Here is a 13,338-nt window from a genome sequence, read left to right on the forward strand (position 1 = left end):
GCGTCCGGGGACGCGGACGCACGAGGAAGGACCCCGTCATGAAGCAGTACCTGCTCACCCTGTTCGAGCCCGACGGCCCGCCGCCCGAGCCCGCGGTCCTGGAGCCCATCATGCGCGACATCGGCGCGGTCGAGGCGGAGATGCGCGCGGCCGGCGCGTGGGTCTTCTCCGGCGGCCTGGCCCCGGCCGAGCAGGCGTCGGTGATCCGGATGCGCGCTGACGAGCCGTTCACCACCGACGGCCCCTACACCGAGGGCAAGGAGCACGTCGGCGGGTTCACCGTCATCAGGGCCCCCGACCTGGACGCCGCGCTGGAGTGGGGGCGCCGGCTGGCCCGCGCCGTGGGCGTGCTGCCGGTCGAGGTGCGCGAGTTCAAGGGCTGAGGCCGGGCGGGTCTCCCCCGCCCGGCCTCACAACACCGGCAGGTAGCGGCCCAGCTCGAACTCGGTGACCGTACGGCGGTACTCGCGCCACTCGGCCCGCTTGTTGCGCAGGAAGAAGTCGAAGACGTGCTCGCCCAGCGTCTCGGCCACCAGCTCGCTGCGCTCCATGACGGCGATGGCCTCGTCGAGCGAGCCGGGCAGCGGCTGGATGCCCAGGGCCCGGCGCTCGGCGCTGGTCAGGGTCCAGACGTTGTCCTCGGCGGCCGGCGGCAGCTCGTAGCCCTCCTCGATGCCCTTGAGCCCGGCGGCCAGCACCAGCGCGAAGGCCAGGTACGGGTTGCACGCCGAGTCGAGCGAGCGGAACTCGATGCGGGTCGAGCCGCCCTTGTGCGGCTTGTACATGGGCACCCGGACCAGCGCCGAGCGGTTGTTGTGCCCCCAGCACACGTAGGAGGGCGCCTCGCCGCCCTGCCCCGCGATGGCCTCGGCGCCGCCCCACAGCCGCTTGTAGGAGTTGACCCACTGGTTGGTGATGGCGGTGATCTCGGCGGCGTGCCGCAGCAGGCCCGCGATGAACGAGCGGCCGATCTTCGACAGCCGGTAGTCGGTGCCGGCCTCGTGGAAGGCGTTGCGGTCGCCCTCGAACAGCGACATGTGCGTGTGCATGCCCGAGCCGGGGTGCTCGGTGAACGGCTTGGGCATGAACGAGGCCCAGATGCCCTGCTCCAGGGCGACCTCCTTCATGATCAGCCGGAACGTCATGATGTTGTCGGCCGTGGTGAGCGCGTCGGCGTAGCGCAGGTCGATCTCCTGCTGGCCGGGGGCGCCCTCGTGGTGGCTGAACTCGACGGAGATGCCCATCGACTCCAGCATCATGATCGCCTGGCGCCGGAAGTCGTGGCCGGAGCTGTGGGGCGTGTGGTCGAAGTAGCCGCCGGAGTCGATCGGCTCGGGCCGCTGGCCCGCCTCGGGACGGTTCTTCAGCAGGAAGAACTCGATCTCGGGATGGGTGTAGAAGGTGAAGCCCATGTCGGCGCACTTGGCGAGGGTGCGCTTGAGCACCCAGCGCGGGTCGGCGTGCGACGGGGTGCCGTCGGGCATCAGGATGTCGCAGAAGATGCGCGCCGCGCCCGGCGTCTCGCTGCGCCAGGGCAGGATCTGGAACGTCGAGGGGTCGGGCTTGGCCAGCATGTCGGACTCGTAGACGCGGGCGAAGCCCTCGATCGCCGAGCCGTCGAAGCCGATGCCCTCGGCGAAGGCGCCTTCCAGCTCGGCGGGCGCGATGGCGACGGACTTGAGGAAGCCGAGGACGTCGGTGAACCAGAGCCGGATGAACCGGATGTCGCGTTCCTCTAGCGTGCGGAGCACGAACTCCTGCTGGCGGTCCAAGGCGTCCCCTCTTGCAGACAGTGCTGGTCTCTGTATCAGCATGCCGTGCCCGTGTTTCGCACACGTTACGGGGGGTGCCGGTGCGAGCCTCACTGACAAAGGGGCCGCCCAGATCTACTGTGATCACGCAGTTAGTCTCGGGGGAGGCATTGGTGGCTATCGACCTGCTCAATCACAAGCTCGATCGGGCGTTCGACCACATCGACGCGAACGGCAACGGCGTCGTCGAACGGGAGGACCTGCTGGGGCTGGGCGCACGCCTGCTGGTGGGTTTCGGGGAGTCCCCCACCTCGGTCACCGGCAACCGGCTCGTCGGCAGCTTCGACGGCATCTGGTCGACGTTGTCGCGGGCGCTCGACCGCGACGGCGACTCCGGCATCGCGCGTACGGACTTCCGCGGCGGGATGACGGCGGCGTTCGTCACCGGCGACCGGTACGAGCCGGTGTTCCGGCCGGCGACGGTGGCGGTGGCCCAGCTCTGCGACGGCGACGGCGACGGCCTGATCCGGCCGGGCGAGTTCCGTACGATGCTCAGCGCGTTCGGCACCGCCTACGACGACGTGGACGAGGCGTTCGACCGGCTCGACCGGGAGGGCAGAGGCGCGCTCACCGTCGAGGAGCTGATCCACGCGGCCGAGGACTACTACCGCAGCTCAGACCCGAACGCCGCGGGCAACTGGCTTTACGGTCCGCTGTGAACACGGCCGTGAGCACCACCGTGTTCGCCACGGTGCGCACCGCGCTCCGCTCGGTCCTGCACTGGAAGCCGATGCTGCCGCTGCCGCGCAAGGGCGGCTCGCCCGCGCTGGCGCTGCTGCCGCTCGTCGAGCGGGTGCCGGCGATGGGGGCGCCCTGCCGGATGCACCCGGCCGTGTACGCCATCGAGGCCGCGGTCATCGACTGGGCCAGGCGGACGGGCCTGCGCGCCGACGCCGGGGTGGGCTTCCACCGGATGGCCGGGCGCGCGTTCGCCGAGTTCGACGCGGCCGCCGCGGCGCTGTTCGCCCAGTGGCTGACCTGGCTGTTCCACCTCGACGACGAGCTGGACGAGGGGTCGTGCCCGCTGGACATCTTCGGCGGCATGCTCAAGGGCGCGGCCCGGCACCCGCTGGAGGCGGCCTTCGCCGACCTGTGGCGGGTGACCAGCGCGCGGATGAGCGACCAGTGGCGGGCCCGCTTCGCGGTCAACCTGCGCCGCCAGGCCGACGCGTGCCGCACCGAGGCCGACAACCGGGCCGCCGGGCGCATGCCGACGCTGGAGGAGTACCCGGCCCTGCGCAGGGGCACCGTGGGCCCCTACCTGTACGACCTGGTGGAGCCGTGCCTGCGGGTCGAGGTGCCGGCCTGGGTGGTCCAGTGCGACCCGTGGCGGGAGCTGGTGGAGGCGTGCAGCGACGTCACGGCCTGGTGCAACGACGTGGCCTCGCGGCCCAAGGAGCGCGGCGACGTGCACAACCTGGTCGTGCTGGCGGTCCGGCAGCTCGGGCTGGGCGAGCGCGAGGCCGTCGCGTGGGTGCTCGACCGGATCGCCGGGCGCTGCCAGGACATGAACCGGGCGGCCAGGCGGCTGCCGCTCGACGACCTCCCGCCCAAGGCGGCCAGGGACGTCAGCAAGGTCGCCTGCGCCTACCTGGCCGCGCCGCGCGCCCACCTGGACTGGCTGCTGGAGTCGTCCCGGTACGCCTGAGGCGATCGGCGGCGGCCGGTCAGGGGGAGGCGCCGGCGAGCATGTCGCCGGCCGCCGTCCGGCGGTAGACGACCTGCTTGCCCAGGCGCAGGCCCACCGCCAGCCCGCCGTCGCTGAGCACCCCGAGGTGCTGGCTGACCGCGCCCGGCGTGAGCGACATCCGGACGGCCAGCGCCGAGGTGGTGCTCGGCTCGGCCAGCGCGAGCAGGATCTGCGCCCGGCTGCGGCCGATGAGCGCGGCCAGCGCGCCGGGGGCGGGCGGCGGGCCCTGCTCCCACAGCGTGCCGACGCCGAGCACCGGATAGACGAGCATCGACTGGTACGGAGCCGACATCACGGCCACCGACGGCCAGTAGAACGCGCTCGGCACCAGCAGCAGCCCGTCGCCGTGCAGGCCGCCCGCGTGGCACCAGGGCCGGTCGATGAGCAGCCGCTCCCCCGTCCACTCCACGGCGGGGCCGAGCCCGGCGAACAGCTCCCTGGCCCCGCCCTGGGCGAGCTGGCGGGAGCGGCGCAGCACGTCGCGTTCGAGCAGCCCGTAGACGCGCGGCCAGAACTCCTCGAAGCAGACCCGCCAGTACGTCTCCAGCGCCCCGGCCACCCGGGCCACGCCGGCCGCCGGGTCCGCCATGAACCGGTCGAGCAGCGCCCGGTCGGTGCCCGCGATGGTCGCGGCCTCCGTGCGGGCGCGTTCCGGCGGCGTGCCGCGGACCTGCGCCAGCTCGGCGGCGAAGTCGGGCAGCGGCGTCTGCGGGGGCGGGGTGATGAAGTCGGCCAGGTAGCCGGTCGGCGGCACCAGCGCGAACAGCTCGTCGAGGTCGAGCCCGGCCAGCCGGGGGCGCACGGCCTTGATCCAGGGCAGGTGGATCGACTGCCTGGAGGGGTCCTGGAGGGTGCGCAGGCTCGCGACCAGCTCCCACATGGGCGAGAACGCGAACCGGATGCGCGCGACGTCCTCCGGCTTGAGGTCCCAGGTGACGGCCATGGTTTTAGTGTGCACTAAATCGATGGCACCGCGGCCCGCCGGGCCCGACCCTTGACCCGTGTCTAGCACCGCTGTTGAGAAGCCTTCCTTCCTCCGCGCCCAGATCGGCGGACTGCCGCGGCCCTTCTGGGCCCTGTGGAGCGGCACCCTCGTCAACCGCCTGGGCACCCTGGTCATGCCGTTCACCGGCGTGTACCTGACCCACTCCCGCGGCATGTCGGTGACCGCCGTGGGCCTGGTCATGGGCGTCTACGGCGCGGGCTCGCTGCTGTCGCAGATCCTGGCCGGCGTGCTCACCGACCGGATCGGGCGGCGGGTCACGCTGGCGGGCGGCATGGCGGCCACCGCCGCCACCATGCTGGCGCTGGGTTACAGCACCTCGCTGCCGGCGATCGTGGCCTCCATGTTCGTGCTCGGGCTGGTGATCGACATCTACCGGCCGGCGTCCAGCGCCCTGGTGGCCGACCTGGTGTCGCCGTCGGAGCGGGCCCGCGCGTACGGGCTGCTGTTCTGGGCGATCAACCTGGGTTACGCGGTCGGCATGACGGCCGGCGGCTGGCTGGCCAGTGTCGGGTTCGCCTGGTTGTTCTGGATCGACGCGGCCTCGTGCCTGATCTTCGCCGCGCTGGTGTGGCGGGCGGTGCCCGAGACCCGGCCGCCGGCGCGCGAGTCGTCCGGCGGGTTCGGCGTCGTGCTGCGCGACCGGCTGATGGTGGCCTTCACGCTGGTCGTGCTCGGCAACGCGCTGGTCTACCTGCAGACCGTGACCATGCTGCCGGTCGCGATGACGTCGGTGGTGAAGCTGACGCCGGGGCAGTTCGGCCTGGCCATGGCGCTGAACGGGGTGCTGATCGTCGTCGTGCAGCCGCTGGTCTCGGGCTGGCTCGGGCGCAGGGACCCCTCCCGCACGTTCGCGCTCGGGCTGGCGGTCATGGGGGTCGGGTTCGCGCTGACGGCCTTCGTCACCACGACGTTCTGGCTGGCCGTCACGATCGCGGTGTGGACCGTCGGCGAGATCATCACCGCGGGCATCTCGGGGACGATCGTGGCCGCGCTGGCCCCCGAGCACCTGCGGGGGCGGTACTCGGGGCTGTTCGGCTTCGCCTGGTCGCTGGCCTCGGTGCTGGCGCCGCTGATGGGCGGCCCGCTGCTGGCGGCCGGGCCGAAGACGCTGTGGTTCGCCGTGGGCGGCGTCGCGCTGGTCTCGGCGGCGGGCATGCTGGCCCTCGGCCCGGCGATCCGGCGGCGCTGACGCCGGCCTGAGGCCCTGGGCGGCGCTCCACGGATTTCGCCGCCGTTGAGAGAATTTTGATCGGATGTTGGCCGGTTCCCGATAATTTCCTGCCGATCACGGAAGGAAATGGTGGGATGCGCCACGCAGCATGGGCGCGCCGGGCGGTGACGAGGCTGGCCACTCCCCGCGTCGCGATCGGGATCGCCACGTTCGCCGTCGTGCTGGAGCTGGCCGACATCTGGGTGACCGCCCAGTTGCCGCCGTCGCCGTACACGCCGCTGCCGTTCGCGCCGGAGGACATGGCGGGCACGGCCTTCCCGGTCTTCGGCGCGATCCTCGTGCACAGCAGGCCGCGGCTGGTCATCGGCTGGCTGCTGTGCCTGGGCGGGGCGAGCGCCGCGGCCAACATCCTGTCGGCCAACCTCTACCAGTTGCTCGACGGGCAGCCGGGGCAGCGCTGGCCGGTCGTCCACCTGACCTGGAACGTCTGCGAGCTGACGCTCGGCGTGCTGCTGCCCCTGCTGTACCCGGTGGGCAGGCTGCCGTCGCGGCGCTGGCGGCCGGTGATCGCGCTGGCCGTGGCCGGGCAGGCGCTGGACTGGGCCGGGCTGCTGACCGACCGGCCGGAGCTGCGCGAGGCCGGGCACGGCACGCTCTCGGCGAGCATGGTGCTGGCCTTCGCCTCGCTGGTCGTGCGCTTCCGGCACGGCGACGCGGTCGAGCGGCGGCAGCTCCTGTGGCTGCTGGTGGCCCTGCCAGGCCTGCTGGTGCCCTGGATGCTCGGCGCGGACGTCTGGTGGGTGGCCTCGCTGGCCATCCCGCTCATCCCGGCGGCCATCGCCGTGGCGGTGCTGCGCTACCGGCTGTTCGGCATCGACACGCTGATCAGCAGGGCCCTGGTGGGCACCGGCCTGGCCATCGTGATCACCCTCGTGTACGTGGCGGTCAGCGCGGCGCTCAGCCTGTTCCTGTCGGAGGTGGACCGGATCGCCGGGATCCCGGCGGCCCTGTTCGCCGGGGCGTTCTTCCAGCCGATGCGCCGCGGCCTGCAACGCGGCGTGGACCGCCTGCTGTACGGCAGCACCGGCGTGCCCGGCACGCTGGCCCGGCGGCTGCGGCACCGGCTCCAGCACACCGACCCGGTGCACGGCCTGCTGGCCACGCTCGACGTCCTGCGCGAGGGCCTGTCGGTGACCGGCGTGGCGGTCGAGGCCGACGGCGCGGTCACCACGTCCGGCGCGGTGGGCGCGGCGGCCAGGACGATCCCCCTGGTGTGGCACGGCGAGCCGGTCGGGCTGCTGCTGATCGGGCCGACGGACCGGCGCAGGTTCCCCGCGGCCCACGACGAGCGGGTGATCGCCACGATCACGCCGTACATCGCCGACGCCGCGCACGCCGTACGGCTGACGGCGGCGTTGCAGCGCTCGCGCGAGCGCATCCTGACCGCGCGGGAGGAGGAACGGCGGCGGCTGCGCCGCGACCTGCACGACGGGCTCGGCCAGTCGCTCACCGGCATGGCCATGTCGATCAACGCGGCCCGGCTGACCGTGCACAGCGCCCCCGAGCAGGCCGACCGGCTGCTGGCCGGGCTGCGCGCCGGCATGGACGCCGTGACCGGCGACATCCGGCAGCTCGTCTACGGACTGCGCCCGCCCGCCCTGGACGAGCTGGGCCTGGCCGGCGCGATCGAGGAGCTGGCCGGGACGCCGATCGAGACGTCGGGCGAGCTGACCGGCCTGCCCGCCGCGGTCGAGGTCGCGGCCTACCGCATCGTGCAGGAGGCGCTCACCAACGCCCGCAAGCACGCCTGCGCCTCGCGGATCACGGTGGCGCTGCGCCGCGACGACCGGCTGCGCGTCACGGTCGTCGACGACGGGATCGGCCTGCCGCCGGACGCGCGGCCCGGCGTCGGGCTGGGCTCGATGCGCGAACGGGCCGCCGAGCTCGGGGGCACCTGCGCCGTACGAGCGGGACCGGGAGGCGGCACGGTTGTCCACGCCGAACTCCCCCTGTGACAATTCGCCATATGCCCGGACGTGTTCTCCCTCTACGCTTACCCCTGACATGCTGACATTCACCGCACTGGGACCGTTCCACGCCTGGAGCGACGGCGTCCCCCTCGACCTCGGCGGCCAGCGGCAGCGGGCGGTGCTCGCCCGTCTGCTCGTGGCGGGCGGCCGGGCCGTGCCCGTGCACACCCTCATCGACGAGCTGTGGCCGGGCGATCCGCCCGCGCAGGCCCTGTCCACCATCCAGGGCTACGTCTCCCGGCTGCGGCGGGCGCTGGAGCCCGGCCGCGCGCCGCGCGAGGAGGCCGAGGTGCTGGTCTCGGCCGCGCCCGGCTACGCGCTGCGCGCCGCGCCCGAGCAGGTGGACTCGTGGCGGTTCGAGGGCCTGGTGAAGACCGAGGGGCCGCCGCCGCAGGTGTGGGCGGCCATGGAGAGCGCGCTCGGGTTGTGGCGCGGGCCGGCGCTGGCCGAGTTCGCCGAGCTGACCTGGGCGGCGACCGAGGCGGGCCGGCTGGAGGAGCTGCGGCTGATCGCGGTCGAGCGGCGCGCCGACGCCGGTCTCGCGCTCGGCCGGGCCACCTCCCTGGTGGCCGACCTGGAGGCGCACGCCTCGGCCCATCCGCTGCGCGAGGAGGCGTGGCGGCTGCTGGCCCTCGCGCTGTACCGGATGGGCCGCCAGGGCGACGCGCTGGCCGCGCTGCGCCGGGCCCGCGCGGTGTGGCGGGACGAGCTGGGCCTCGACCTGTCGGCCGGGCTGCGCCGGCTGGAGGCCGACATGCTGGCCCAGCGACTGGAGGAGCCGCCACCGCCGCCCGCGCCGTCGCCCGCGCCGTCCACTGCGCCGGCTGCGGCCGCCGGCGAGCGGGTGCTGCGCGTGCTGGTGGCCGACGACCAGGCGCTCGTACGGGCGGGGCTGCGCGCCATGCTCGACAGCGAGGACGGCGTCGCGCTGGCCGGCGAGGCCGCCAACGGCGAGGAGGCCATCGCGGGGGTGCGCGCGCACCGGCCGGACGTCGTGCTGCTGGACATCCAGATGCCGCACCTGGACGGCCTGGCCGCCGCCCGCCGGATCCTGGCCGGGGAACGCCCGCCCAAGGTCGTCATGATGACGACGTTCGGCAGCGACGAGAACCTGTACGCGGCGCTGCGCGCGGGCGTGAGCGGCTTCGTGCTGAAGACCTCGGCCCCCGAGCAGTTCCTGGCGGCGATCAGGGCCGCCGCCGTCGGGGACGCGCTCATCGACCCGGCGGTGACCACCCGGCTGATCTCGGCGTTCGCCGGGCGCACCGACCCGGCCTCGCCGCCGGCGCTGGCCGGGCTCTCCGACGCCCGTCTCGACGTGCTCAAACTCGTCGCGCGCGGGCTGACGAACCGGCAGATCGGCCAGACGCTCGCACTGCCGGAGGAGGAGGTGTCGGTGCTGGTGAAGTCGCTGCTGGACCACCTGGGGCTGTTCGACCGGGCGCAGCTGGTGATGGCGGCCTACGAGTCCGGATTGGTCACTCCTGGCGACATGGGACACTTTTCGTCGCTTTGACGATAAAAATCGGGTCGTACTAGGCTAATGACGTGGCACAACTGCGCATAGCCCTGGCACAGACGAACCCGACCGTCGGCGACCTGGCCGCCAACGCCGAGCGGCTGGTCGCGTGGACCCGTGACGCCGCCGAGCAAGGCGCTCACCTCGTCGTCTTCACCGAGATGTTCCTCACCGGTTATCCCGTCGAGGACCTGGTGCTGCGCACGTCCTTCGTGGACGCCAGCGTCAGGACCCTGGAGGAGGTGGCGCGCAGGCTCGACCGCGAGGGACTGGGCGACCTCCCCGTGGTCGTCGGCTACGTCGACCGCGCCGGCCTGGCCCCCCGCGTGGGGCAGCCCAAGGGCGCGCCGCTGGACGCGGCCGCGCTGCTGCACAAGGGCGAGGTCGTCACCCGCACGGCCAAGCACCACCTGCCCAACTACGGCGTGTTCGACGAGTACCGCTACTTCGTGCGCGGCGACCGGTTGCCGATCTTCCGGCTGCACGGCGTGGACGTGGCGATCGCCGTCTGCGAGGACCTCTGGCAGGAGGGCGGGCCGGTGTCCGTCGTCGGCCAGGCGGGCGCCGGGCTGCTGGTGGTCCCGAACGCCTCGCCGTACGAGAAGGAGAAGGACGACGTACGGCTGGAGCTGTGCGCCCGCAGGGCGCGCGAGGCCGGCTGCGCGCTCGCCTACGTCAACCAGGTCGGCGGCCAGGACGAGCTGGTCTTCGACGGCGACTCGATCGTCGTGGACGGCTCGGGCGAGCTGGTCGCGCGGGCCGGCCAGTTCCGCGAGGAGCTGCTGATCGCCGACCTCGACCTGCCGGTCGCCGACGCCGAGCCCGGGACGTTCCCCTACGACGCCCTCGACGGCACCACGATCACCGTGGAGCGCCGGGTGCTCTCGCAGGAGCCCGTCGCGCCCTACCCGGCCGCGCCCGCCCGCGTCGCCGAGCGGCTCGACCTGCACGCCGAGGTCTACTCGGCCCTGGTGCTCGCGGTACGCGACTACGTGGCCAAGAACGGCTTCCAGTCGGTCATCCTGGGCCTGTCGGGCGGCATCGACTCGGCCCTGACGGCGGCCATCGCCTCCGACGCGATCGGCCCGTCCCGGGTGCACGTCGTGCTCATGCCCTCGCGCTACTCCTCCGACCACTCGCTGGCCGACGCCGAGGACCTGGTGGCCAGACAGGGCATCAACTCCAGGATCGCGCCGATCGCCGAGATCGTCACGGCCTTCGAGAAGGAGATCGAGCTGTCCGGCCTGGCCGCGGAGAACCTCCAGGCCAGGGTACGCGGCATGATCCTCATGGGCCTGTCGAACGAGCACGGCCACCTGGTGCTCACCACCGGCAACAAGAGCGAGCTGGCGACCGGCTACTCCACCCTCTACGGCGACTCGGCCGGCGGCTTCGCCCCGATCAAGGACGTGCCGAAGACGATGGTGTGGGAGCTGTCCAAGTGGCGCAACGCGCACACCTGCGAGGGCTTCCTGATGGACGTCGAGCAGCCGATCCCGGAGAACTCGATCACCAAGGAGCCCAGCGCCGAGCTCCGTCCCGACCAGCGCGACACCGACTCGCTGCCGCCGTACGAGGTGCTGGACCGGCTGCTGGACGACTACGTGGAGAAGGACATGGGCTCGCAGGAGCTCATCGCGGCCGGGCACGACCCGGCGCTGGTCACGCGGGTGATCAGGCTGGTGGACCTGGCGGAGTACAAGCGCCGCCAGTACCCGCCGGGCCCGAAGATCACGCCGAAGAACTTCGGGCGCGACCGCCGTCTGCCCATCACCAACCGGTGGCGCGAGACGACGAGCTGACCCGCCCGGCGGCGGCCTGCGGGGTGCAGCCGGCGCAGGCCGCCTGCACCCGGACCTTCCGAACAGGCCGCCCAGGAACGACGAACGGAGGCCGTCCCGAGGGACGCGCCTCCGTGGCGGGTGCGGACGGCTCAGGGCTCGGCGCGGTCTCCGGCCAGCCCGCGCAGGACCATGTCGACCACCCGCTCGGCCAGGTCGGCCGGCAGGTCACCGGCCGGGCCCCACTTCGACTGCCACATCATCGTGCCCGAGAACAGGGCCATCGCCAGGTCGACGTCGAGGTCGGGCCGGAGCTCGCCGGTGGCGACGCCGCGCTCGACCACCGAGCGCAGCGCCTCCCTGCGCGGCTCGACGGCCCGCTTCACGAAGCGCTCCATCAGCCGGGGATAACGATCGGCCTCGCTCATCGCGATGTTCATCACGCACCGGGTGCGGGCCTGGCCCGCCTCCCGGCGCATCGCGTCGAGCAGGGAGATCAGGTCGTCGCGCACGGAGATCCCGGACAGCGGCGGGAGCGGCGCCTTCAGCGTGGAGAGGGCGTCGACGACCAGGTCCTCCTTGTTGGACCAGCGCCGGTAGATCGTCGTCTTGCCGACGCCCGCCCTCGACGCGATGGCCTCGATCGACAGCTCCGACACCCCCATGCCCTCGCCGATCAGGTCGAGGGTCGCGTCGATGATCGCCTTCTCGGCCTTCTCGCTGCGCGGACGGCCCGCCGGGCGGGCAGTCCCTGAATCCTGGATCGTCATCGCGGCCTCACACTACCGCTGGTTCCTTCTGTTCCGCCTGCTGGACCGGGCGCGCCTTGCCCGGCATCCACTTGGCCACCACCGCGACGCCCACCAGGCCGATCACGGCCGACACCATCGCCGTGACGTGCATGCCGTCGACGAAGGCGGCGAAGGCGGGCTTGATCAGCGCATGGCCGCGCTCGCCGAGACTGCCGGCGAACTCCATCGTCGCCATGATCGACTCACCGGCGGCGTGCGGGGCGTCGGCGGGCAGCGCCGAGGCGATCTCGCCGCGGTAGCTGCTGGACAGGACCGAGCCGAGCACGGCCACGCCGAGCGCGCCGGCGACCTGGCGGACGGTGTTGCTCATGGCCGAGCCCACACCGGCCTTCTCCCTGGGCAGCGCCTCCATGATGGCGGTGGTCGCGGGCGGCATGATGTTCGCCATCGCCGCGCCCTGGACGAAGAAGATGATCTCGATCAGCACCACGGGCGTGTCGACGTCCATCAGCGCGTAGCTGCCCAGCGCCGCGGTGACCACGAGCATGCTGACCGTGGCCGACAGCTTGGCGCCGAAGAGCTGGTTCACCCGCTGGCTGAGCGGCGCGAAGATGAGCTGCGCGGCGGCGAACGGGATCATCAGGGCCCCCGCCTGGATCGGGCTGAAGCCCAGCACGATCTGCAGGTAGAAGGTCAGGAAGAACATCCCGCCCATCATCGCGAAGAAGACCAGGCCCATCATGCCGATGGCCGAGCTGAACCGTACGTTGCTGAAGTTGCGCACGTCGAACACCGGGTTGTCGATGCGACGCTCCCACCACACGAACACGCCCAGCACGAGCAGGCCGGCCACCGTCGGGACGATCACGTCGGCGCTGGCCAGGGTGCCCTGGTCGCCGCCGCGGATGATGCCGTAGACCAGCGCGACCAGACCGATGATCGACAGCAGCACGCCCACCGGGTCGAGCTTGGACGGCTTCGGGTCACGCGACTCGGGCACGAAGGCGGCGATGAGCACCATGCTGATCACCACGATCGGCACGTTGATCAGGAACACCGAGCCCCACCAGAAGTGCTCGATGAGCAGGCCGCCGGTGATCGGGCCGATCGCCACCGCGAGCCCCACGCCACCGGCCCAGATGCCGATCGCCTTGCCACGCTCACCGGGCGGGAACACGTTGGAGATGATCGCCAGCGTGGCCGGCATGATGGCCGCGCCGCCGATGCCCATCGCCGCCCTGGCGAGGATCAGCTGCATCGGGTCCTGGGAGTAGGCGCTGGCCAGCGAGGCCAGGCCGAACAGCGCCATGCCGATGAACAACATGCGCTTGCGGCCCGTGCGGTCGCCGATCACGCCGAAGGTGAACAGCAGCCCGGCGAACACCAGCGTGTAGGAGTTGATCGCCCACTCCAGCTCGCCCTGCGTCGCGCCCAAGCCGGCATGGGGGTCGGCGATGGTCTTCATCGCCACGTTGAGGATCGTGTTGTCCAGCACGACCGCCAGGAGGCTGAACACCAGCACTCCCAGGATGCCCCACCTGCGTGGATGCCCCGCGTTCTGATCCATGAGAACGTCCT

The 13,338-nt window shown here is 72.4% G+C and carries 11 protein-coding genes; 7 read left to right on the forward strand and 4 right to left on the reverse strand.

Going from position 1 to position 13,338, the window contains the following annotated elements; all coding sequences use genetic code 11:
• Nucleotides 1-38 precede the first annotated feature (38 nt).
• Entirely contained in the window at nucleotides 39-383 is a 345-nt protein-coding gene (locus ACIBQ8_RS23665; RefSeq protein WP_397171064.1) for a YciI family protein, read from the forward strand.
• A 27-nt stretch (nucleotides 384-410) separates the two neighbouring features.
• On the opposite strand, the gene glnA is transcribed toward ACIBQ8_RS23665, so the two are convergent.
• The gene (gene glnA / locus ACIBQ8_RS23670) at nucleotides 411-1,772 is read right to left on the reverse strand and encodes a type I glutamate--ammonia ligase (RefSeq protein WP_352353441.1); all 1,362 of its coding nucleotides are present in this window, start codon (nucleotides 1,770-1,772) and stop codon (nucleotides 411-413) included.
• 152 nt (nucleotides 1,773-1,924) lie between these two features.
• Between glnA and ACIBQ8_RS23675 the strand changes: the two genes are divergently transcribed.
• Nucleotides 1,925-2,470, forward strand: coding sequence for an EF-hand domain-containing protein (locus tag ACIBQ8_RS23675; RefSeq protein WP_397171062.1), 546 nt, complete (start codon nucleotides 1,925-1,927; stop codon nucleotides 2,468-2,470).
• Nucleotides 2,471-2,478: 8 nt separating this feature from the next.
• Entirely contained in the window at nucleotides 2,479-3,459 is a 981-nt protein-coding gene (locus tag ACIBQ8_RS23680) for a terpene synthase family protein (RefSeq protein ID WP_397171060.1), read from the forward strand.
• 19 nt (nucleotides 3,460-3,478) lie between these two features.
• Here ACIBQ8_RS23680 and ACIBQ8_RS23685 read toward each other — a convergent pair whose 3' ends face one another.
• Nucleotides 3,479-4,444 carry a DUF5937 family protein gene (locus tag ACIBQ8_RS23685; RefSeq protein ID WP_397192971.1) on the reverse strand — a complete coding sequence of 322 codons (966 nt, stop codon included), beginning with the start codon at nucleotides 4,442-4,444 and terminating at the stop codon, nucleotides 3,479-3,481.
• 58 nt (nucleotides 4,445-4,502) lie between these two features.
• Here ACIBQ8_RS23685 and ACIBQ8_RS23690 point away from each other — a divergent pair, with 58 nt between their 5' ends.
• The 4 genes from ACIBQ8_RS23690 to ACIBQ8_RS23705 all read left to right on the forward strand — a co-directional run bounded on the left by ACIBQ8_RS23690 (nucleotide 4,503) and on the right by ACIBQ8_RS23705 (nucleotide 11,029).
• The gene (locus tag ACIBQ8_RS23690) at nucleotides 4,503-5,696 is read left to right on the forward strand and encodes an MDR family MFS transporter (protein ID WP_397171056.1); all 1,194 of its coding nucleotides are present in this window, start codon (nucleotides 4,503-4,505) and stop codon (nucleotides 5,694-5,696) included.
• A gap of 116 nt (nucleotides 5,697-5,812) precedes the next feature.
• Complete coding sequence (locus ACIBQ8_RS23695; RefSeq protein ID WP_397171054.1) at nucleotides 5,813-7,693, forward strand: sensor histidine kinase; 1,881 nt, start codon at nucleotides 5,813-5,815, stop codon at nucleotides 7,691-7,693.
• Between the two features lie 49 nt (nucleotides 7,694-7,742).
• Nucleotides 7,743-9,224, forward strand: coding sequence for a BTAD domain-containing putative transcriptional regulator (locus ACIBQ8_RS23700; RefSeq protein ID WP_397192972.1), 1,482 nt, complete (start codon nucleotides 7,743-7,745; stop codon nucleotides 9,222-9,224).
• Nucleotides 9,225-9,256: 32 nt separating this feature from the next.
• Nucleotides 9,257-11,029 (forward strand): NAD+ synthase, encoded by a 1,773-nt coding sequence (locus ACIBQ8_RS23705; RefSeq protein WP_397171051.1) that lies wholly within the window; start codon nucleotides 9,257-9,259, stop codon nucleotides 11,027-11,029.
• Between the two features lie 131 nt (nucleotides 11,030-11,160).
• Here the strand turns inward: ACIBQ8_RS23705 and ACIBQ8_RS23710 are convergent, their stop codons facing one another.
• Both ACIBQ8_RS23710 and ACIBQ8_RS23715 read right to left on the reverse strand, forming a co-directional pair.
• Complete coding sequence (locus ACIBQ8_RS23710) at nucleotides 11,161-11,778, reverse strand: TetR/AcrR family transcriptional regulator (RefSeq protein WP_397171049.1); 618 nt, start codon at nucleotides 11,776-11,778, stop codon at nucleotides 11,161-11,163.
• Nucleotides 11,779-11,785: 7 nt separating this feature from the next.
• Complete coding sequence (locus ACIBQ8_RS23715) at nucleotides 11,786-13,327, reverse strand: MFS transporter (RefSeq protein WP_397192973.1); 1,542 nt, start codon at nucleotides 13,325-13,327, stop codon at nucleotides 11,786-11,788.
• Nucleotides 13,328-13,338 lie beyond the last annotated feature (11 nt).

It is taken from the genome of Nonomuraea sp. NPDC049646, assembly GCF_044465525.1.
Lineage (GTDB): Bacteria > Actinomycetota > Actinomycetes > Streptosporangiales > Streptosporangiaceae > Nonomuraea.